22 protein-coding genes are annotated in these 20,485 nt (G+C 74.1%); 10 read left to right on the top strand and 12 right to left on the bottom strand.

Annotation, left to right across the window (positions count from 1 at the left end):
- Positions 1–114: 114 nt before the first annotated feature.
- Both HNR61_RS46715 and HNR61_RS46720 read right to left on the bottom strand, forming a co-directional pair.
- Complete coding sequence (locus tag HNR61_RS46715) at positions 115–669, bottom strand: imine reductase family protein (protein WP_220509119.1); 555 nt, start codon at positions 667–669, stop codon at positions 115–117.
- Complete coding sequence (locus HNR61_RS46720) at positions 666–968, bottom strand: NAD(P)-binding domain-containing protein (protein WP_220509120.1); 303 nt, start codon at positions 966–968, stop codon at positions 666–668. The genes HNR61_RS46715 and HNR61_RS46720 overlap by 4 nt, the downstream gene beginning before the upstream one ends.
- Positions 969–1,027: 59 nt before the next feature.
- On the opposite strand from HNR61_RS46720, the gene HNR61_RS07200 reads away from it, so the two are divergent.
- Positions 1,028–1,480 carry a MerR family transcriptional regulator gene (locus tag HNR61_RS07200; RefSeq protein WP_182842354.1) on the top strand — a complete coding sequence of 151 codons (453 nt, stop codon included), beginning with the start codon at positions 1,028–1,030 and terminating at the stop codon, positions 1,478–1,480.
- Here HNR61_RS07200 and HNR61_RS07205 read toward each other — a convergent pair.
- Positions 1,402–2,379, bottom strand: a complete 978-nt coding sequence (locus tag HNR61_RS07205) for an extracellular catalytic domain type 1 short-chain-length polyhydroxyalkanoate depolymerase (protein WP_182842355.1) — start codon at positions 2,377–2,379, stop codon at positions 1,402–1,404. The two genes, HNR61_RS07200 and HNR61_RS07205, sit on opposite strands and share 79 nt — an antisense overlap.
- 186 nt (positions 2,380–2,565) lie before the next feature.
- On the bottom strand, positions 2,566–3,240 hold the full coding sequence (locus HNR61_RS07210) for a peptidylprolyl isomerase (protein WP_182842356.1): 675 nt from the start codon (positions 3,238–3,240) through the stop codon (positions 2,566–2,568).
- Positions 3,241–3,353: 113 nt separating this feature from the next.
- Between HNR61_RS07210 and HNR61_RS07215 the strand changes: the two genes are divergently transcribed.
- The 5 genes from HNR61_RS07215 to HNR61_RS07235 all read left to right on the top strand — a co-directional run bounded on the left by HNR61_RS07215 (position 3,354) and on the right by HNR61_RS07235 (position 9,461).
- On the top strand, positions 3,354–4,385 hold the full coding sequence (locus HNR61_RS07215; protein ID WP_182842357.1) for an alpha/beta hydrolase: 1,032 nt from the start codon (positions 3,354–3,356) through the stop codon (positions 4,383–4,385).
- Between the two features lie 234 nt (positions 4,386–4,619).
- Complete coding sequence (locus HNR61_RS07220; protein WP_312897799.1) at positions 4,620–7,034, top strand: M4 family metallopeptidase; 2,415 nt, start codon at positions 4,620–4,622, stop codon at positions 7,032–7,034.
- Positions 7,035–7,098: 64 nt separating this feature from the next.
- Positions 7,099–8,625, top strand: a complete 1,527-nt coding sequence (locus HNR61_RS07225; protein WP_312897800.1) for a M28 family metallopeptidase — start codon at positions 7,099–7,101, stop codon at positions 8,623–8,625.
- 226 nt (positions 8,626–8,851) lie between these two features.
- Positions 8,852–9,079, top strand: a complete 228-nt coding sequence (locus tag HNR61_RS07230; RefSeq protein ID WP_182842358.1) for a hypothetical protein — start codon at positions 8,852–8,854, stop codon at positions 9,077–9,079.
- A 163-nt stretch (positions 9,080–9,242) separates the two neighbouring features.
- Positions 9,243–9,461 carry a DUF2277 domain-containing protein gene (locus HNR61_RS07235; protein ID WP_067829113.1) on the top strand — a complete coding sequence of 73 codons (219 nt, stop codon included), beginning with the start codon at positions 9,243–9,245 and terminating at the stop codon, positions 9,459–9,461.
- A 29-nt stretch (positions 9,462–9,490) separates the two neighbouring features.
- Here the strand turns inward: HNR61_RS07235 and HNR61_RS07240 are convergent, their stop codons facing one another.
- Together HNR61_RS07240 and HNR61_RS07245 are read right to left on the bottom strand one after the other, a co-directional pair.
- On the bottom strand, positions 9,491–10,267 hold the full coding sequence (locus tag HNR61_RS07240; RefSeq protein ID WP_182842359.1) for a peptidoglycan recognition protein family protein: 777 nt from the start codon (positions 10,265–10,267) through the stop codon (positions 9,491–9,493).
- Between the two features lie 434 nt (positions 10,268–10,701).
- A complete protein-coding gene (locus HNR61_RS07245; protein ID WP_182842360.1) occupies positions 10,702–12,630 on the bottom strand; it encodes an AfsR/SARP family transcriptional regulator in 1,929 nt (642 codons plus the stop codon).
- A gap of 100 nt (positions 12,631–12,730) precedes the next feature.
- On the opposite strand from HNR61_RS07245, the gene HNR61_RS07250 reads away from it, so the two are divergent.
- On the top strand, positions 12,731–13,600 hold the full coding sequence (locus HNR61_RS07250) for an alpha/beta fold hydrolase (protein WP_182842361.1): 870 nt from the start codon (positions 12,731–12,733) through the stop codon (positions 13,598–13,600).
- Between the two features lie 28 nt (positions 13,601–13,628).
- Here the strand turns inward: HNR61_RS07250 and HNR61_RS07255 are convergent, their stop codons facing one another.
- Positions 13,629–14,198, bottom strand: coding sequence for a hypothetical protein (locus tag HNR61_RS07255; protein WP_182842362.1), 570 nt, complete (start codon positions 14,196–14,198; stop codon positions 13,629–13,631).
- Positions 14,199–14,291: 93 nt separating this feature from the next.
- Positions 14,292–14,687 carry a RidA family protein gene (locus tag HNR61_RS07260; protein WP_182842363.1) on the bottom strand — a complete coding sequence of 132 codons (396 nt, stop codon included), beginning with the start codon at positions 14,685–14,687 and terminating at the stop codon, positions 14,292–14,294.
- A gap of 73 nt (positions 14,688–14,760) precedes the next feature.
- On the opposite strand from HNR61_RS07260, the gene HNR61_RS07265 reads away from it, so the two are divergent.
- On the top strand, positions 14,761–15,666 hold the full coding sequence (locus HNR61_RS07265) for a LysR family transcriptional regulator (protein ID WP_182842364.1): 906 nt from the start codon (positions 14,761–14,763) through the stop codon (positions 15,664–15,666).
- 15 nt (positions 15,667–15,681) lie between these two features.
- On the opposite strand, the gene HNR61_RS07270 is transcribed toward HNR61_RS07265, so the two are convergent.
- Positions 15,682–15,897 (bottom strand): hypothetical protein, encoded by a 216-nt coding sequence (locus tag HNR61_RS07270; protein WP_182842365.1) that lies wholly within the window; start codon positions 15,895–15,897, stop codon positions 15,682–15,684.
- A 227-nt stretch (positions 15,898–16,124) separates the two neighbouring features.
- On the opposite strand from HNR61_RS07270, the gene HNR61_RS07275 reads away from it, so the two are divergent.
- A complete protein-coding gene (locus tag HNR61_RS07275; protein WP_182842366.1) occupies positions 16,125–16,433 on the top strand; it encodes a hypothetical protein in 309 nt (102 codons plus the stop codon).
- Positions 16,434–16,690: 257 nt separating this feature from the next.
- Entirely contained in the window at positions 16,691–17,236 is a 546-nt protein-coding gene (locus HNR61_RS07280; RefSeq protein WP_182842367.1) for a hypothetical protein, read from the top strand.
- Between the two features lie 276 nt (positions 17,237–17,512).
- On the opposite strand, the gene HNR61_RS07285 is transcribed toward HNR61_RS07280, so the two are convergent.
- The 3 genes from HNR61_RS07285 to HNR61_RS07295 all read right to left on the bottom strand — a co-directional run bounded on the left by HNR61_RS07285 (position 17,513) and on the right by HNR61_RS07295 (position 20,380).
- A complete protein-coding gene (locus HNR61_RS07285) occupies positions 17,513–18,481 on the bottom strand; it encodes a hypothetical protein (protein WP_182842368.1) in 969 nt (322 codons plus the stop codon).
- On the bottom strand, positions 18,478–19,068 hold the full coding sequence (locus HNR61_RS07290; protein WP_312897801.1) for an RNA polymerase sigma factor: 591 nt from the start codon (positions 19,066–19,068) through the stop codon (positions 18,478–18,480). Before HNR61_RS07290 ends, HNR61_RS07285 begins: the two co-directional genes overlap by 4 nt.
- Before the next feature lie 82 nt (positions 19,069–19,150).
- Positions 19,151–20,380 (bottom strand): alpha/beta hydrolase family protein, encoded by a 1,230-nt coding sequence (locus HNR61_RS07295; protein WP_182842370.1) that lies wholly within the window; start codon positions 20,378–20,380, stop codon positions 19,151–19,153.
- Between the last annotated feature and the right edge of the window lie 105 nt (positions 20,381–20,485).

A 20,485-nucleotide genomic window follows, 5' to 3' on the forward strand; every position in this document is an offset into this window, starting at 1 on the left:
TCGACCGGAAGGTGCGCGATCCATGATCGCGATGTCGGCGGGCGCGCGGACAGGGCCCGGGGGACCAACCGGGGACGGCGGGCCATGGCCCCTGGGCACTGCCCGCCCGGGGCGTCAGGCGCGGGACGGGCCGAGCTTGAAGATCTCGAACAGGGCGAAGTAGTTCTCGTCCACGTGGACGCCCTGCTCGGCGCTGGTGCGGGCGATGTGCTCCAGCGCGTTCAGGTTCATCTCCATGGTCCCGAGGTCGCCGGGGTGGGCCCCCTCGTCCATGCCCGACGCCTGTGCGGCGAGGCCCGCGGGGTCGAGCGCCACGGGCATGAACCAGCCCAGGGCGAGTTCGGCGAACTCGCGCGCGGGCACGCCCGCCGAGCCGACCAGCGCGGCGCCGTGCAGGAAGCCGTTCAGGGTCGCGTAGATCATGCCGAGCAGCGCCGTGTTGAACAGCACCGCCAGGCCAGGGTCGGCGCCGAGGTGCCGAGGGTCGCCCAGGGGCGCCCGGTGCCGGTCGAAGACCCGCCGCGGGCCGCTGAACAGGAAGACCGAACCGGCCCGCCCGACCAGCGGCGGAGGAACCATGATCGCGCCGTCGAGGTAGTCGAGGCCGTGCCCGGCCGCCCAGCCCGCCGCCGCGCGGGCCTGCGCAGGGGTCCCCGAGGTGAGGTTCACCAGCGTGCGGGTCCCGTCCGTTCGGCGGCGGAGCCGAGGACCCGCCGCACGGTCGCGTAGTCGTTGAGGCACACGACCGTGAGCGGGCCCGCGGCGACGGCCTCGGCGACGGTCGCCGCGAGGCGCGCCCCCTTGGCGACGAGGCCGCCGACCCTGCCGGAGGTGCGGTTCCAGACCGTCAGCGACCGGCCCTCGGCGAGGAACGCCTCGGCCAGCGCCGTCCCCATCGGTCCCAGGCCGACGACGGTGACGTCGGTTGCGTTCCGTTCGGAAGAATGTTGATCTTGCAGGTCCGTCATGCCGGATAGGTTGGACCCTCACACCGGCGTGAGAGTCAACCGAAGTGGCGGGTCGTCACATGCGAATCGGGGAGCTGTCGCGACGGGACAGCGGCTACCGCGAGTACCGCGAGGAGGACGCCGCCACGGTGCGGGGGAGCCGCCTCATGCTCGCGGCCGGACTGAACACCGCGACGATTCGCGGGCTGCTGCCCTGCATGGCCGACGACGGCGGAGCGCCGGCCCCGGCCTGCGACGGGATGCTTCCCGACCTGCACCGTGAACGGGAGCGGCTGAGCGCCGCCGCGGCCGACGTCCTGGCCGCACGCGACCGGCTGGACGCCCTCATCCGGGCCACCTCGCGGCTCGATCCCGCGACCCGTCGGCGTGCGACGCGGTGGTCACGGTCCGCTAGCGTCCCGGCCCCGCCCCGGTCGGGGCCGGAACGCGGTGCTCACCCCGTGGCCGGGGTCAGGGAGAACCATTTCTGCGCGGAGTGGTGGGCGGCGCAGATGTTGACGTCGAGCACGTAGGCGCCCGCGGTGCCGCACTGGCGCGGGCCGGTCCCCGGGTCGACGGGGTGGCCGTGGCCCATGCCGTTGATGGTGTAGGTCTCCACCACCGCCGCCCCGGCGCCGTTGCGGTACACCGCGTGGGCGGCGCCGGAGACGGTGTCGGACAGGTCGGCGCGGGTGTCGGTGCCGTGCACGTTGGTCCACTGGTCGACCAGCTCGCGCATGTTGGCCGGGACGACGGTGTAGTCGGAGGTGCCGTGCCAGACCGTCACGGTCGGCCAGGGCCCCTGGTGGCGGGAGGCCGCGCGGACCCGGTCGCCCCACTGCTGGGGCGTCAGGTCACGGCCGGGGTTCATGCAGCCGTAGGCGTCGACCAGGCTGGTGGCGCACCGGTACGGCAGCCCGGCCATGACGGCCCCGCCGGAGAAGACGTCGGGGTAGGTCGCCAGCATGACCGCCGCCATGGCGCCGCCCGCCGACAGGCCGGTGGCGTAGACGTTGGTGGAGCCGTAATCGTTCTTCATCCGCTGCACCATCTGCGCGACGGAGGCCGCCTCGCCCTGGCCGCGGGCGGTGTCGCCGGACTGGAACCAGTTGAAGCACCGGTTGGCGTTGTTGCCGCTCTGCTGCTCGGGCAGGACGAGGGAGACGCGGTAGCGGTCGGCGATGGTCAGCCAGCCGGAGTCGGTGGCGTAGCCACGGGCGTCCTGGGTGCAGCCGTGCATCACCACCACCAGCGGCCTGCCGCTGGGCAGGCCGTCGGGCACGTAGCGGTACATCCGCAGGGCGCCGGGGTTGGTGCCGAAGTTCGTGACCTGGGTGATGGTGGCCGCCTGAGCAGGCGCGACGAACGCCATCAGCAGCGCGAACGCTGCGAGAACGGGCGCGAGAACGCGTCGTACGGGGTGAACGCGCATCGCGGGAACCTCCTCGGTCCGTTCCTGTCGTGTCGCGCCGACGTCAGGTTCCGTGACGGGGCCTGAGAATGGCGATGATCTCTACAAACGGAACCCCCGCCGTGGGGGCGGGCACCGCCGAGGAGGTCGCGGCGCCGCGCGGGACGGGCCGGTCCCCGGCGGTTCGCGCCGGGGACCGGACGTGCGTCAGCCGTGGACCGTGACGCGGTGGATGCGGACCGGCTTGGCGGGTTCGCCGTCGCCCGGGACCGGGCCGCCGGGCTTGATGCCCACCTTCACGATGCGGTCCAGCGTCCTCATCCCGAACGTCACCTTGCCCAGGACCGTGTACGCGGGCGGGATGTTCGCGTGGGAGTGGACGATGAAGAACTGGCTCCCGTTCGTGTCCGGGCCCCAGTTGCCCATCGCGACGGTGCCGCGCGGGTAGGTCTCCTTGCCCGTCAGCTCGTCGGCGAACTTGTAGCCCGGACCGCCCTCCTCGGCGCGGTAGATGTCGCCGCACTGGAGGACGCCCAGGCGGGCCGAGTTCGTCAGGCGCCAGCAGCGCGTGTCGTTGTAGAAGCGCTGCCGGGTGAGGCTGACGAAGTTGTGGACGGCACAGGGCGCGTTCCCCCGGTCCATGCGGATGCCGACCGCGCCGTAGTTCGTCCACAGGACGACGCCGACCGTGCCCTTGGCGCGGGTCTTGGGGCGCGGCGGGCGGACCGGCTTGGCGGCCGGGTTCTCGGGCGTCGGGATGAACTCGCAGCGCACCTTCGCGGCGGGGGCCGCGGGCGCGGCGGGCGCGGCCTGGGCGGGCGCGACCGGTGCGAGGGCGGTGACCGCGACGGCGAGGGCGGGGACTGTCCAGCGCGTTCTCATGGCGCACAACCTAGTGATCACGTTGGAGGCGCGACAGGGGCAGAAAGTGACGAAGCCACGCAGGGTGACCCGGGGATAACGTCGTAGTGATCGGTCAGAGCGAAGGAGCCCGCATGCTTCCCTGGTCCGCCGACCTCGCCGGACGCCTCGACGAGCACGTCCTCGACAGCGCCGTGCTGCGCGACAACCCGCTCGGCGACCCGTACGAGCGACCCCTGTGGGTCTACACCCCGCCCGGCTACGACGACGAGCCCGAGCGCCGCTACCCGACCGTGTACGTGATCCAGGGCTTCACCGGGCACGTCGCGATGTGGCGCAACCGGATGCCGTTCCGCCAGCCGTTCCCCGAGACCGCCGACGCGGTGTTCGCGCGCGGCGAGGCCCCGCCCGCGATCGTGGTGTACGTGGACGCCTGGACGTCCTACGGCGGCAGCCAGTTCCTCGACTCCCCCGGGACGGGCCGCTACCACTCGTACCTGTGCGAGGAGGTCGTGCCGTGGGTGGACGCGCGCTACCGGACGGTGAACGCCCCCGAGCACCGCGCGATCATGGGCAAGTCCAGCGGCGGCTACGGCGCGATGGTCACGCCGATGCTGCGGCCGGACCTGTTCGGGGCGCTGGCCACCCACGCGGGCGACGCGCTGTTCGAGTACGCCTACCTGGGCGGCTTCCCGCAGATCGTGCGGCATCTGAGGGAGTACGGCGGGGACGTCATGCGCTGGTGGGACGATTTCCGCTCCCGCGTGTCGTTCACCAGGTCCGGCGACGACAAGCTGCTGGAGATCCTGGGCTACACCGCCTGCTACTCGGCCGACCGGGACGGGACGCCGGTGCTGCCGTTCGACCCGGTCACCGGGGTGCTGCGGCCCGAGGTCTGGCAGCGCTGGCTGGACTGGGACCCGGTGCGGATGGTGCCCCGGCACGCCGACGCGGTCCGCTCCCTGCGGGCGGTGTGGATCGACGGCGGCACGCGCGACGAGTGGTTCCTCGACGTCGGCGCGGAGGCGTACCGGCGGGCGCTGCTGGACGCCGGGGTCGCCGCGGACGCCCTCCACTTCGAGCTGTTCGACGCGGCGCACGGCGGGATCGACTACCGCTACCCGCTGTCGCTCGCCTGGCTGAGCGACCGGATCGCGGCCAAGTGAACGCCTTCGGACGTTCAGCATCCCTTCGGATGAAAATTGAAAATCCAGTCGTGAATGGATTCATTGCCGCATAGCGGCCACAGGGGTCTACTTCTGCATAGCTCGTCCGGATGAGCGGTTTTGCCCCGCATCACCCCCGTCAACGTCGGGTTCCCGCCTGGCGCGCACACGGCTCCCACAAGGAGCGCCGCGCCCTCGCGGCGGGCGTCCGGCCGTGCAGAAGGAGCAACCCCCGTGAGATCCCCCACCGCGCTCGGGGCGGCGGCGGTCACCGCCGCCGGCCTCGTCGCGGCGCTGGCCGCGCCGGTCGCCGCCGCACCCGCGACGCCGTCCGCCGCCCCGGCCCGTCCCGACCCGAGGACGGTGGCCGCGGCCTCCGCCGACCGGCTGGTCGTCGCCAAGCCCGCCGCGTTCAAGAAGGCGCCCGAGGAGAAGGTCGTCCGCAAGGGCGTCGTCTCCGGCGCGGGCGGCCTGCAGTACGTCTCCTACGAGCGCACCTACGACGGCCTGCCCGTCTTCGGCGGCGACTTCGTCGTGGTGACCAACGCCAGCGGCGCGGTGCTCAGCACCAGCGTCGCCCAGGCGAGGAAGCTCGACGTCGACACCACGCCGTCGCTGCCCGCCGCGCAGGCCGTGAAGGTCGCCAAGGGCCAGGTCACCAAGGTCGACAGCGCGTCCGCGCCGAAGCTGACGGTGCTCGCCGAGGGCACGGGCCGCCTCGTCTACGAGGTCGTCGTCACCGGCGCCCTGAAGAAGAAGCCGACCCGGATGCACGTCTACGTGGACGCCGACAGCGGCAAGGTCGCCGAGAAGTGGGACGAGGTCACCCCCGTCGCCGACGACCGAAGCCACTACCACGGCACCGTCGACATCAGCACCCAGGCGACGTCGATCGCCGACCCGGCCCGGCCCAACCTGCGGTGCGGCAACCAGAGCGGCACCACCTTCACCGGGCCCGACAGCGCGTGGGGCAACGGCAGCGGCACCGACCTGGAGACCGCCTGCGTGGACGGCATGTACGCCGCGCAGAAGCAGTGGGACATGCTCCGCTCCTGGCTGGGGCACAACGGGTTCGACGGCAACGGCAACGCCTTCCCGATGCGCGTCGGCCTGAACCAGGCCAACGCCTACTGGAACGGCAGCTACACCAACTTCGGCCGCAACAGCGCGGGCACCAAGCAGGCCACCGGCATGGACGTGGTCGCCCACGAGTACGGCCACGGCATCTTCCAGTTCACGCCGGGCGGCTCCGGGGGCGGCAACGGCAACGAGAAGGGCGGCATGAACGAGAGCGCCGGGGACATCTTCGGCGCGCTCACCGAGCACTTCGTCAACGAGCCCGCCACCTACGACCCGCCGGACTACCTGGTCGGCGAAGAGATAGACCTGGTCGGCAGCGGCGAGATCCGCAACATGTACAACCCGTCGGCCGAGGGCGACCCCAACTGCTACTCCTCCTCGATCCCCAGCACCGAGGTGCACGCGGCGGCCGGTCCGCAGAACCACTGGTTCTACCTGCTGGCCGAGGGCTCCAACCCCGGCGGCGGCAAGCCGACCAGCCCGACCTGCAACAACTCCACGGTCACCGGCATCGGCATCCAGAAGGCCGGGAAGATCTTCATGGGCGGCCTGCTGCGCAAGGTCACCGCGTGGAGCCACGCCCGCGCCCGGGTCGAGACGGTCAACGCCGCGATCCAGCTGTTCCCCGGCTCGGCCACCGAGTGCAACGCGGTGAAGGCCGCGTGGTCGGCGGTCAGCGTCCCGGCGCAGTCCGGCGAGGCGTCCTGCGGCACCCAGCAGAACGACTTCTCGCTGTCGCTGAACCCGACGTCGGGCACCGTCCAGCCGGGCGGCTCGGCCACCGTGACCGTGAACACCCAGACCACCGGCGGCAGCGCCCAGCAGGTCGCCCTGTCGGCGACCAGCAACCCGTCCGGCCCGACGGCGTCGTTCTCCCCCGCCTCGGTGACCTCCGGGCAGTCCTCCACGATGACCGTCACCGTTCCGGCGGGCACCCCGAACGGCACCTACACGATCACCGTGCTCGGTGACGGCGCGAGCGTGGACCGCACCGCGACGTTCACGCTGACGGTCGGCTCCGGCGGACCCGGCGGCACCGTCTTCGCCGACGACTTCGAGACCGACAAGGGCTGGACGGTCAACCCGGGCGGCTCCGACACCGCCACCTCCGGGCGCTTCGAACGCGGCCAGGCGCAGGCCACCACCTACAGCGGCACCGCGCTCCAGCTCGCCCCGCAGGCCGGCTCCTACGACCTGGTGACCGGCGCGTCCGGCGGCGACCCGGGCACCAACGACGTGGACGGCGGCGTCACCAGCGTCCAGTCCCCGGCGATCAGCGTCCCGGCGAGCGGCACCAGCACGCTGACGTTCCACTGGTACCTGGGCCACCTGAACAACGCCTCCAGCGCCGACTACCTGCGCGTCCGCGTCGTCGGCCCGAACGGCACCACCACCGTCCTCAACCAGGCCGCCTCGGCGGCCAACCGCTCCGCGACCTGGCAGACCGCGACCCACAACCTGTCGTCCTTCGCCGGGCAGAGCGTCCGGATCGTCGTGGACGTCGCCGACGCGAGCACCGGCAGCCTCGTCGAGGGCGGCGTCGACAACGTGAAGGTCACCAACTCCTGATCCCCCGCCGTCCGGGCCCGGCGCGTGCCTCGCCGGGCCCGGGCCCTCCTGCTCGGAGAAGAACGTGAGAAGACGCATCCTGGCCGCCACGGGCGCCGCCGCCCTGCTGGCGGGGCTGCTCGGCGCCCCCGCCACCGCCGCGCCCGCCACCACCGGACCCTCCACCGTCGCGGCGCCTCCCGACATCCCGCTGGCCAACGTCAAGGCCCACCTGAACCAGTTCCAGACGATCGCCACCAACAACGGCGGCAACCGCGCCCACGGCCGCCCCGGCTACCGCGCCTCGCTCGACTACGTGAAGGGCAGGCTGGACGCGGCCGGGTACCAGACGACGATCCAGTCGTTCACCTACAACGGCGCGACCGGCTACAACCTGATCGCCGACTGGCCCGGCGGCGACGCCAACCAGGTCCTGATGACCGGCGCGCACCTGGACGGCGTCGCCTCCGGGCCCGGCATCAACGACAACGGCTCCGGCTCCGCCGCGATCCTGGAGACCGCCCTGGCGGTGTCCCGCGCGGCCCTCAAGCCGACCAAGCACCTGCGGTTCGCCTGGTGGGGCGCCGAGGAGCTCGGCCTGATCGGCTCCACCTACTACGTCAACAACCTGCCGAGCACCGAGCTGTCGAAGATCAAGGGCTATCTGAACTTCGACATGGTCGGCTCGCCCAACCCCGGCTACTTCGCCTACGACGGCGACGGCTCCAGCGGCAGCGGCGGCCCGGCGGGCTCCGCCCAGATCGAGAGCACGCTGCGCGCGTACTTCACCTCGATCAACGTGCCGGTGCGCGACACCGCGTTCGACGGGCGCTCCGACTACGGGCCGTTCATCCGGCGCGGCATCCCGGCGGGCGGCCTGTTCACCGGCGCGGAGGGCCGCAAGACCACGGCCGAGGCGCAGATGTGGGGCGGCACCGCCGGGCAGGCGTACGACCGCTGCTACCACTCCTCCTGCGACACCATCAGCAACATCAACGACACCGCGCTGGACCGCAACTCCGACGCCATCGCGTACGCGGTGTGGACGCTCGGCGGCGAGGGCGGCACCCCGCCCGGCGAGACCGTGTACAGCGACGACTTCGAGACCGACAAGGGCTGGACCGCGAACCCGGCGGGTTCCGACACCGCCACCTCCGGACGGTTCGAACGCGGCCAGGCGCAGGCCACCACCTACAGCGGCACCGCGCTCCAGCTCGCCCCGCAGGGCGGCACCGGCAGCCTCGTCACCGGGGCGGCCGGCGGCGACCCGGGGGCCAACGACATCGACGGCGGCGTCACCAGCATCCAGTCGGCCCCGATCACCCTGCCGACCGGGACGCTGAAGCTGTCGATCTCCTGGTACCTGGGGCACCTGAACAACGCCTCCAGCACCGACTACCTGCGCGTCCGCGTCGTCGGCCCGAACGGCACCACCACCGTCCTCAACCAGGCCGGCTCGGCGGCCAACCGCTCGGCGAGCTGGCAGACCGCGACCGCCGACCTGTCGTCGTTCGCGGGCCAGCAGGTCCGCGTCCTGGTCGACGCGGCCGACGCCGGAACCGGAAGCCTTGTTGAAGCGGGCCTCGACAACCTCACGATCACCAGGTCCTGACCGTCGTATCATCCCAGTTCGGACCGGCCTTTCAGAATTTTCAGGGCCACCTCGGCCGGAATTGAAAATCCAGTCGCGGATGGATTCATTGCCCGCTCCGCGACCCCCGTGGTCCACTCTGATCGGCCGGTCCGGACGAACCCGACCCCCCGCCACGTGTCCACCCCCGCACCGGGCACAGCGGACGCGGCCCACCCACGGCCTGTCCGCCGGGAAGGAGCAACAGATGAAACGACTGATCTTGCTTGGGATCGCGGCGGCGGCCGCCGCTCTCGGCCTCGCCCTGTCCGCCTCCTCCGCCGGCGCGGAGGAGGGCTCCTACGGCCTCGGCCCCACCGGTTCCTACGGCGTGCTCGCGGGCGGTTCCTACGGCCTGCTGGCCGACGGTTCCTACGGCCTGCTCCCCGGCGGCTCGTACGGTCTCTCCGCTCCCCCCGGAGGCTCGTACGGGTGACCCGAACCTGAACGGCCGTACGGGGTGACTCTCGGCCCGCCCCGTACGGCCGGATCAGCTCCCGAAGCTCCCTGAGAAGAAACCGCCCCTCGCCCGACCCCCGGCGCACGTCCTCGGCGCCGGGGGTCGCATTTTTGTCGGTGGCGCGCGTCACACTGGACGCATGTGCCGCAGCATCAAGACCCTCCGCCCGCCGATGGCCGAGGCCGTCACCGACGAGGACATCCGCGCCGCCGCGCTCCAGTACGTCCGCAAGATCTCGGGTTTCCGCGCGCCCGCCGCGCACAACGCGGAGGCGTTCGAGCAGGCGGTGGACGAGATAGCCGAGGCGACCGCGAGGCTCCTGGCCACCCTGGAGGTCCGCGGCCGCCGCACCGCCTGACCCGGGCCGGGTCACCGGACGGCGGGGGCTCAGCGCTCGCCGGGGGCGGCGGCGGGGCCGTGGTCGAAGCGCGTGCGGGGCACGGGGAAGGGGCCCCGGCGCGGCGTGTGCAGTTCGCGGCCGGGGGACGTCGTGAGCTCCATGATGCCCGCGACCATGACGCGGAGGGCCGGGAGCATCTCGTAGAGCCGGTCGCCGGGGCAGGCCGTGGCGACGTAGTCGCGGTGGCCCACGATGGCCTCGAACGGGTCCAGGTCGTAGGTCTCGCACAGCCAGGCGCAGGTGACCGCGAGCTTGAGCCACAGGCGCTTGGTGGGCGTCTCGGTCAGGTAGGTGCCCTCGTTCTCGATGCCGATCGTGTGGTCGTTGTGGCCGAGGGTCTGGGCGCCCATCACGTGCTGGCGGGCGGCGATGGCCTCCAGGCTGCGGTTGCGGCCCTCCATGAGGAAGCCGCCGCGGCTGATGGTGAGCTGCTGGCCGGTGTCGTCCCAGCCGTTGTCGTCCATGTGGAAGTTCTGGATGGCCCTGGACAGGCCGAACGCGTGCTCCAGCGAGTAGTCCGTGGAGTTCTCCGAGGCGGTGTGGTGCACGACGATGTGGTCGGGGGCCTTGGCGAGCACGGTCGCGGGGGCCTTCGGCGGGCGGGCCGCCCAGTCGGCGCGGGTGTGGATGCGGGGGGTGTGGCCGCCGGTCGCGGCGCGGGCCGCGCGGGGGGTGGGCGGCAGCGTGCCCAGGACGGAGCCGCCGGTCACCGCGGCGGCGCCGAGGAGGAGTCCGCGGCGGTGAAGGCGGGGGGTGTCGGACATGGCGGGGAACTCCTTCACGATCCAAGCGTTGATCTTGGTTTAGTTGATCATGACGCGGCGCGGCGCGGAAGGTCCCTCGAATCCGGATATTCGAGGCGACGAGAGCGCCAGGACCGACCGTCATCGCGGCACGGCGGCGGCCCGCGCGTTCAACGGCCCGGACGGCCCGCCGATCGACCGCGCACGGCACCACCGGCCAGGGGCCGGGACACGCCAGGACGCCGCCTGGTCCTCTGGAGGGGTCGGACGGGAGGCGACGAGCCGTCCTGGCGATCACCCGTGCGCTTCACGGACCCGGATGGCCCGCCGGTCGATGGCGCCCGGCTCTCCGGCCGGGCGGGAGGTTCTCCTCAAGGGGGCTCTTTCCTCGCCAGGGCGTCTCCTTGCGGATCACCCGATGGCCCTGCGGTCCTTCCCCGCCGCCCGGACGGCGCTCACCGGCGCTCCAGGTAGTGGCCGACCGGACCCAGCGTCAGCAGGCCGCTTCCCGCGCCCGCCCACTCCCGCGCGGCGGGGGCGAGGGCGGCGCGGGCGCGCCCGGCGATCTCCCGGTCCCCCAGGGCGGCGGCCGCGTGGGCGGTGAGGGCCCACATCGCCTCCAGGAGCAGGTCGTGGGGAGGTTCCGGGGTCTCGCGGAGGGCGAGCGCGGCCGCTTCGGCGCGTCCCCGCGCGAGCAGCACCAGGGGGCGCGCCCAGGGGTGGTAGGGGCCCCAGTCGAGGGCGTCGTCGGTGGGGGCGTCCAGGCCGTGGCGCAGCCGGAGGCACAGCAGCGCCAGGGGCGGCAGGCCGCGTTCCAGGCCGGGCATCCCGGTCCCGTCCAAACGCGCGGCGGCGTCGCGGTAGGCGGCCTCCGCCTCGTCGTAGGGCGCGCCGCTCATGTCGAGGCGCAGCGCCCGGTACCAGCGGGTGAACACGCCCGCCAGGGGGAGTTCGTGGCGTTCGGCCAGGCGGTCCACGGCGTCCGCGTGCCGGTCGGCCTCCGGGAGGTCGCCCAGCGCGCTGCGCGCCTGGAGGCGGATGAGGTGGCCCAGCACCGTGGACGTGGTCAGGCCGTGCCGCTCGGACAGGGCGATGATCTCCGCGCCGATCCCGTCCCGGCGCGGGGCCAGGCCCGCGCGCCCGCAGCTCTGCAGGAACGCGCCGTTGAGCGCGAACGCCAGCAGCCGCGGGTCGTCCAGCCGCCGGGCGATCTCCTCGGCCCGCCGGGCGGCGCGGGGGCCGCGTTCGCCCCGGTCGCCGCGGGACTCCATCGCGATGGTGGCCAGCAGCCGGGCCCGCGCCGCGTCGGCGCCGGCGGGCAGGCGGGGCAGGGTGCGTTCGGCGGCCGCCACGAGGCGGGCGGCCTGGGCGGGGTCGTCGGAGCGGGTCCAGATCGCCGGAACGTCGTAGGCCCCGACCACCCGCGCCGTCAGCTCCGGATCGTCCAGCTCCTCGGCGGCCTCGACCGCCGCCATGCGGTGCCGCCGGGCCGCCTCCAGCCCGCCGCCCCCGGTCACGGCGAGATCGCGCAGCAGGGTCACCGCCGACTCCAGCCGCGCCCGCGCGCCGGACGCCACCGTGCTGTCGTAGACGGCCGCCGTCTGCGTCCACACGCGGGCGGCCGCCCCGCCGGGGTCGAGGTCCGGCGCGTGCGCGAGGACGTCGGCCTCCAGGCGGCGCAGCCCCACGCCGGGGTCCACGCCCAGGCGTTCGGCCAGGAGCGTCCGGGCGCGGCGCAGCACCTCCAGCGCGTCGGCCTGGCGGCCCGTCCGGTACAGGGCGAGGGCGAGCAGCCGCCAGGCGTCCTCCCGCCGGGGGTGCTCGGTGGTGTGGGCGTCGAGGTCCGGCACGGCCTCGGCGGCGCGGCCCAGCGACAGCAGCGCCTCGGCGCGGCGTTCGACGGCGGTCAGCCGCAGCTCGGCCAGCCGGGACCGCTCGCTCCGGCACCACTCCTCCCCGGCGAACTCGGCGTACGCGGGGCCGCGCCACCACCGCGACGCCTCCTCCAGCAGGGTGAACGCGTCGTGCGGCGGCAGGTTCGCGGCGTCGGCCACGGCGCGTTCGAAACGCCGGGCGTCGACGGCGTCGGTGCGCAGCGCGTAGCCCGGTCCCTCGGTGACCAGGAGCCGGGCGGGGGCGCGGGGCGGGCGTTCGGGCTCCAGCGCGCGCCGCAGCGCCGCGACGAACGTGCGGACCGCGGCCACCGCGCCGTCCGGCGGGTCCTCCCACAGGTCGTCGACCAGGCGCGCGGCGGGCACGATCCGGCCCCGCGCGACGATCAGCCGGGCCAGCACCGCGCGGTGCCGGGGGCCCTTCAGCCCGATCGGCCGCCCGCCGGCGTCCCAGGCCGCCACCGGCCCCAGCACTCCGAACTCGACCGCCACGCGCCTCCCCTCCGTCCCCGCCACGGTAACGCGCTCATCGGTTGCTCATCGACGCCGCCGACCATGAAACCCGCTGGTCAACCACCACAAGGAGAAGAACATGATCCCCGGCTTCGACTACCTGCGCGTCCCCGTCGCCGACGGCGTGTCCCTCAACTCCGCCGTCGCGGGCTCGGGCAGCCCGGTCGTCCTGCTGCACGGCTTCCCCCAGACCCACCTGATGTGGCGGCACGTCGCCGCCGACCTGGCCGCCGACCACACGGTGATCTGCCCGGACCTGCGCGGCTACGGCGACAGCGACAAGCCCGAGGCCGTGGCCGAGGACGTCTACTCCAAGCGGACCATGGCCGCCGACATCGTGGCGCTGGCCCGGGAGCTGGGGCACGAGCGGTTCGCGCTGGCCGGGCACGACCGGGGCGCGCTGGTCGCGTTCCGCGCGGCCATGGACCACCCTTCGACGATCACGCATCTGGCCAGCCTGGACGTGCTGCCCACGGCGGACATGTGGGAGGTGATGAACGGCGTCACGGCGGCCGTCGGCTTCCACCTGTACCTGATGGCGCAGCCGCCGGGACTGCCCGAGCAGATGATCGCCGCGAGCGCGGACGCGTTCTTCGGGCACTTCCTGGACCTGTGGGCGAACTCGCCGGACGCGATCCCCGCCGACGTGCGCGCCGCCTACCTGAGGGCCTGCCGCGAGGCGGTCCCGTCGATCGTCGCCGACTACCGCGCCTCGGCCGGGATCGACAACGCCCACGACCTGGCCGACCGCGCCGCCGGGAACCGGCTGCGCATGCCGGTGGCGGTCCTCCAGCAGGACTGGGGCGCGGCCCTCGGCTTCGACGCGGCGGGCCTGTGGCGGGCCTGGGCCCCGGACCTGGAGCACACCACCGTCACCTGCGGCCACTTCATGGCCGAGGAGTCCCCGGCGGAGGTGACCAAGGCCCTGCGCGCCCTGCTCGCCCGCTGACCTCGGCCCCGGGGGGACTGGCGGTGGTTCAGCGGTCCCAGACCCGGTAGCCGCCCTTCTTGACCGGCCAGGCGGGGGCGGTGGAGGCGCACAGCGGGATCTGGTCGTCCCTGGTCCCGGCGCGCAGCGCCCCGACCCTGCCCGGCTGCTTCCCCGCCCCGCTGTAGACGGTCAGCCCCACCCGCACCCCTTCCAGGAACGCCTGGTCGGGCGAGTGCTGCTGGTTGACGATCCCGGTGATGGTGGCGACGGGCCCGCCGACGGCCACGCAGTCGACGTCCAGGTTGAACCACGCCGTCCCCTCCTGGTGGGTCTCGGTGTTCCAGAACCGGTGCTTGACGCGGACGGTGCCCGAGGCGGCGGACGGGACCACGGAGACGGCGTCCGGGTAGGTCGCGCGGGCGTTGTCCACGCCTATCCACAGGTCGCTCTTCCACGGCCCGGTGTGCTTGCCGTCCCAGTCCAGGTGAGCGGCCCCTCGGACCTGTGCCGTATGGCCTCCGTCCGACGTGGCCGCCCCGGCGGCGGCACCCGTGGCCGCCGCCACGGCCGTCGCGACGCCGAGGACGGCCAGCGTGCGGGTGATGACGTTCCTCATGAGAGTCTCCGTTCGCTCGGGAACCGGTCCGTCGACTCTCACACCCGCCGTCACGGCCCACCTCCCCCGCGCGACCGAACCGGAGCCGGCGCCCTACCCCGCCCGGGGGAGCCGCCGCGCGTCCACCTCGATCTCGAACCTCATGCGGGGGTCGGCGAGGCCGCACACGAGCATGGTGGCGGCCGGGCGCACCTCGCCGAAGCGGCGGCGCAGCACCGGCCAGCAGGGTTCGAAGTCCGCCCGGTCGGGCAGCAGGTAGCGCACCCGCACCACGTCGGCGAGGGTGCAGCCCGCCTCCGCCAGCGCGGCCTCGACGTTGCGCAGGCACTGCTCGGCCTGCTCCACCACGTCGTCGGAGATCGTCATGGTGGCGTAGTCGAACCCGGTCGTCCCGGACACGTGCACCCGGTCGCCGTCGACCACGGCGCGGGCATAGCCGATCCCCTCCTCGAACGTCGAGCCGCTGAGGATCGCGCGTCGCTCTGTCATGCGCCGAAGGCTAGGACGACCAGCGGGTATACGTCTAATACGCCCTGGGGGATCTCCTGATATCTCTAGGCGTATGGAGCGGCCCGAACTTCCCCTGCAACAGCTGCACGCCTTCGTCGTGCTCGCCGAGGAACTCCACTTCGGTCACGCGGCGGCCCGCCTGGGCATCGCGCAGCCGCCGTTGAGCCAGCAGATCCGCCGGCTGGAGGGCAAGGTCGGCCATCCGCTGTTCCACCGGGAGCCGGGACGCGTCTCCCTCACCCCGGCGGGCCGCGAGCTGCTGCCCGCCGCCCGGCGCGCGCTCACCGGCCTGGCGGACGGGCTGGCCGCCGCGCGGGCGGTGGGCGACGGCCGGGCCGGCCGCCTGCGGATCGGCTTCGCCGCCTCGCTCGCCCTGACCGTCCTGCCCGACCTGCTGCGCCGGTTCCGGGAGCGCTTCCCCGACGTGCGCCTCGACATCCACGAGATGACCACCGCGCCGCAGCTCGCCGCCCTGCACGACAAGGCCATCGACGTCGGGCTGCTGCGCGAGCCGGCCGAGGAGGCGGGGCTCGGGTTCGCGACCGTCCTGACCGAGCCGTTCGTGGTGGTCCTGCCGTCCGCGCACCCGCTCGCCGCCCAGCGCGCCGTCCCGGTCGCGGAGCTGGCCGGCGCCCCGTTCGTCCTGCCGCCCCGCGCGGTCGGCCCCGGCCTCCACGACCAGATCGTCGGCCTGTGCGCCGCGGCGGGCTTCACGCCCCGGGTGGCCCAGCGCGCCGTGGAGTGGCAGACCGTCTGCGGCCTGGTGGAGGCCGGTCTCGGCGTGTCGCTCGCCCCGGCGAGCATCCGGCGCATCCGCCTCCGAGGCGTCGCCTTCCGCGGGATCGCGCCCGGCGCCACCCGCACGCGGGTCGCCGCGGCCTGGCGCCGCGACGACCACAACCCCCTGATCGCCTCCCTGCTGGCGACCGTCGGCCGGCGTCCCGGCCCGCCCGGCTGACCCTCGCCGCGGCCCCTACCGGTGCACGGCGTAGGCCCGGATCACGGTCTGGTCGACGACCCCGGCGACGGCCGCCCGCAGGGAGACGAAGCCCGCCTTCGGGTTGGTCAGGGTCCCCACCCACGCGCCGCCCCCGCGGGTCACCGGGACGGCCTTCCAGGTCCTGCCCTCGTCGGACGAGGCCCACAGCTTCGGACGGGCGCCGCCCGCGCGGCCGGTCGTCACGGTCACCCGCTGGCGGGCCCCCGCCCTGCCCCTCGACCGGGCGTCGAGGGAGGTGCGGAAGGTGAGCGACGGCAGGGTGATGACCTTGCCGTCCCGTACGGGCGAAGCGCCACACCGCGCGCTGGCGGACGGCGAGGGAGGAGAACGGGGAGGCGCGCTTCTCCTCCACCGTGAGGCTGTAGTCGCCCGGCTCGGGCACCGGCCACTTCCAGGCCGTGCCGGGATGGTCGGAGGTGGAGACGGTCTTTCCGTTCGCGTCGCGCAGGACCGAGGTGCCGGTCGATCCGGGATACGGCGCGATGGCGCTCGTGCCCGCGTCCGTCGAGTGCGTGCCGACCGCCAGTGCCGGCTCGCCGCCCTCGTGCCCGCCCCAGATGACGACCCCGCGAGGGCTGAACGGGGCGGGCGTCAGGCGGCGCTGGTACGGGCCCGCCTTGGGGAAGCGGTCCTGGCGCGCCCACACCTCCGTCGTGTCCCACCCGAAGCCGCAGTCCGGCGTGGTGTTCATCCAGTCGATGTCCCACGTGATGCCGGGCGAGTAGTACTCGGTCCGGGTGGCGGGCGCCGCGCCCACGCCCGTGTAGAAGCCGATCCGGATGCCGCCGTCCGTCCAGAGCGGCGAGGCGTGACCGCCGGCGCAGACCGGGCGCCCCTCGGTGCCGTACCCGGTCCTCACCGCGGCCAGGTCCCTGGTGCGCACGCGCAGGCCCGGCTTCCGCGGTACCCCGCCCGCCCGCTGGCTCGCCACGTTGTAGACGTACGGGCTGCCGTTCTCGGCGCCCTCGCGGGTGAAGACGGCGTGCAGGCCGAGGGTCAGGTCCGGCGTGGACGCGGTCGGCGTGACGTAGGCGTTCCTGAGCTGCATCATCGCGGACGTGACGACCGGCCGGCCCGCGATCTTCTGGATGACGCGCACCTCGCCGTTCAGGAGCCGGGCGTCGGCGCGGTCGACCGTCGCCGCGACGGGCACGGCCTCGCGCGCGTCGAGCAGGATCCTGGTGGCCCCGGTGATCGCCACCTTCGGCCGGTAGACGAGGGCCGAGGAGGTCGTGCCGTCCGGCTCGGCCGTGGCGACGCGGGTCAGCACGGCATAGCGGCCCGCCGGGAGCTCGCCCTCGACGTGGCCGTCCCGCAGCTCGACGAAGAACGGGTCGTCGCCGTTCAGCGGGTGGAACTCGACGGCCGTCCGGTCCGCGGGCGGCTTGCCGCGCCGGTCGAGCACGTCGAGCGCGACCCGCACCCCCGCCTGGGCGCCCAGCCGCCGCGCCTTCGCCGGGCGGCGCGCGTCGCCGGTCACCGCCTCCTTCCGCAGGCCGTGCGGGAAGCGGTCGCGGATGTCCGGTGACGTGGGCGTGGCGGTCCGTGCCGTGGCCGCGACCCGGCTCCCGTTCACCGGGTCCGGTCCGCTCGGCAGCGCCACGCCCATCGTGCCCGCGGTGACGGCCGCGACCGCCGTCGCGGCCACGGCGAGTGTCCTCTGCTCGGCCAAGGGGTCTCCCTCCATCCCGACGGCCCGCGCGTCGCGCCGTCTCGCGGGGGACATGTCCGGCCCCGGGAGATCATTTCAACGCGGAACGCCCCGTCCCACGCGGGTGGGAACGGGGCGTCCGGCCGAACGGGATCAGGACCTCGGCGTCGGGGACGGCGCCCCCGGCGTCGAGGCCGGCGGCCGCCCCTCTCCGGTGGCCTGCTCGGTGGGCCGGGGACCGACGAAGAGCAGCACCTGACCGTGCGCCCACGGGGAGGCGTCATGGACGTACCAGTCCCCGGGCACCTGCCCCGGGTAGCGGACCTGGGACTCGTTGCCCACCATGACCCGGTACTCGGGCGCGGTGAGGTTCCGCTCCTTCAGCGCGGCCAGCACCCGCGACAGCCGCTGCTTGCGGTACACCATGCCGTGCAGGGCCTCTCCGGGCGCGTCCGCCTTGGCGGTGCTCGTGTACTTCTCGCCGCGCCGCGCCGCGCGGCCGAAGACGACGGCGGCGCTGCCCTTGTAGCCGATCCGGATCCGCACTCCCACGGTGCAGTCGTTCCCGCCGCTCGGGACCTCGCAGGCGCCCTTCACCCGGATCTGGGTGATGTCGTTCGGGCGCGTCCCGTCGCTGGTGTCCTCCATCACGACGGTGCCCACGATCGAGGGGGAGACGGGGACCAGGCTCAGGCGGACGTTCAGGCCGTGCTTGGCGAACTCCTCCTTGTACCGCGCGGGGTCGGCGTACGGGTCGCGGATCCGCACGTCGAGGTGGCCGCCCTTGCGGGTGAAGCTGAGCGCGGAGACCAGCGTGACCTGCCCCTGCGTGGCCCGGGTCGGCGTGGGCCGGGCGGAGGTGCCGGGGTCCCCGGACGGGGCGGCGAGCGTGACGGCGACCGCCGCCCCCGCCACCCCCGTGGCCAGCAGCGGCAGCCCGACGGTCAGCCCGCGCCGGAACCGGGGCCGGGCCGGGACGGCGGCGGGTTCGTCGGCCGTCGCGGCCGTCGCGGTGATCCGTCTGGCGAGGTCGGCGGCCGTGTCGTCGGTGAGCAGCTCGGCGGCGCGGGCGTCGGTGACCGGGGTGAGGCGGCCGACGAGCGTGTCGATGTCGTGGTTCATGCGCGTTCTCCGTTGATGACCGCTGCCGACAGGGCGTGGGTGTGCGGGGTGCGGGCCCCGTGCCGGTCGAGCCCGCGGGCGAACCGGCGGCGGGCCCGGTGCAGCCGGATCCGCACCGCGTTGCGCGAGCAGCCCAGCACGGCCGCGATCTCGCCGCGGTCCAGGTTCTCCCAGCCGACCAGGGACAGCAGTTCCCGGTCGTCCTCGGACAGTTCGCCGAACGCCGCCGCGATCGCGGCCAGCTCCCCCTCCGGCCGGGGCACGCGGTGCGCCGCCAGGTCGATCCGCAGCTGCCCGGCCAGGTCGCCGACCAGCGCCGACCGGCGCCGCTCGCCCCGGTGGTGGTTGGCCAGCACGCGGCGGGCGACGCCGTACAGCCAGAGCTTGGCCTCCCCGCCGCGCGGCACGTCGTCCAGCCTCCGCCAGGCGATCAGGAAGGTCTCGGCCAGGACGTCGGCCGCGTCCTGCGGATCGGCCGTGCGGCGCAGCGCGTATCCGAGGATCTCGGCACGGTGGGCCGCGTAGACCCGCTCGAAGCGGCGTCTGCGTTCATCGGGTGGAGGGGAGCTCTCCGGGATGGCTGACACATGCCTTCCTCTCGCCGTACGGATCGGACGAGCACCACATGTCCGCCACCGGACGAGCATTTCACCCACCCGCGGCCCGCGCTCACGGGAGGAAGCGCACCTCGGGGAAGCGCGGCGACGGCCCGTCCAGCAGGTGGTCGTCGCGTTTCCGCAGGTGCAGGTCGAAGAAGGAGCGGAGGTAGGCCCCCTGGACGGCGAACGACCGCGCGGGATCGATCGTGCCGACGAGCGCGGTGCCGAACTCCTTCGGCGTCACCCCCGCCCGGACCATCCGGGGGACGTACGCCTGGAGGTCGCTGAACGAGTGGTGCCCGGCGCCCGCGACCTGGATGCTGCGCCGCCAGCCGCGCAGGCCGTCCCAGAACGGCCGGATCGAGGGGTGGTCGTGGCCGCCGCGGTCCGCGTTCACGATCATGAACGGGCGGTCGAGGCCGCGTTCCACCACCGGCCCGAGCGGCCCCTCCCGGGACACGAACCCGCCGTCGAGGTCGACGCCCGCGTCGATCCGCCGGTCGTCGGACATCGCCTGCGCCGACGACGCGCCGCCCAGCGAGTGCCCGAACATGCCGACCCTCGTCAGGTCGAGGGCGCCCCTCAGGCCGCGCGGCAGCGCCCGGCGTCCGGCGTCGGGGTTGCCGCCCCGGGCGAGCCGTTCGAGGCTGTCCAGCACGAACCGGGCGTCGGCGCCGCGGGTCGCGTACTCCTTCCGCATGAGGTCGAACGACGCCGACGGCGGCTGCCTGGAGGGCTCGACGCGTCCGCCGGGGAACTCCACCCCCATGGGGTTGTGGGTGTGGTCGATGCTGACGACCACGTAGCCGTGGCCGGCCATCTCCTCGGCGAGGGCGGTGTTGAGGGTGCGCGGCATCCTGTTGCCGGGCGAGAGGAGCAGCACCGGGCGCCTGCCGCTCCCGGCGGGCGCTCCCGCGCGGGCGTGGCCGCGGATCCCGGCCCAGTCCACCCGGTCGGCCCCGGCGAAACCCTCCTGCTCGGCGGCCGTCCTCCCGAAGTGCGCGGCGGCGTTCGGCGGCATCGCCGGGGCCCTGCGGTACCCGTCGGCGCGCTTGGCGGGATACCAGAGGCTCACCATCAGCTCGCGGTACGGCCTGGACGGCACCCAGGGGTCCGGCCTCGACCGGTCGACGAGATGCAGCTCGGTCGTGCCGAGCCTCGCGGTGCCGGTGGGCGCGGGAAGGGCGACCCGGACCCCGGACGGGGCCGGCGCCGGGCGCGCCGTTCCGGCGACGGCGGCGGACGGCAGGAGGGAACCCGCCAGTGCGGCGGTGACGAGAACGGTGGTCGTGCGACGCATCGCTACCTCTCGGAGAACGGATTTCCGAGAGCAGAGCCTGCCGCGTCCGCGCCCGCGTCTCGTCCCCTGCGGGGCTGACCGGGGTCCCTCCCACGGCCGATCCCC

The organism is Actinomadura kijaniata, assembly GCF_014138665.1.
GTDB classification, from domain to species: domain Bacteria; phylum Actinomycetota; class Actinomycetes; order Streptosporangiales; family Streptosporangiaceae; genus Spirillospora; species Spirillospora kijaniata.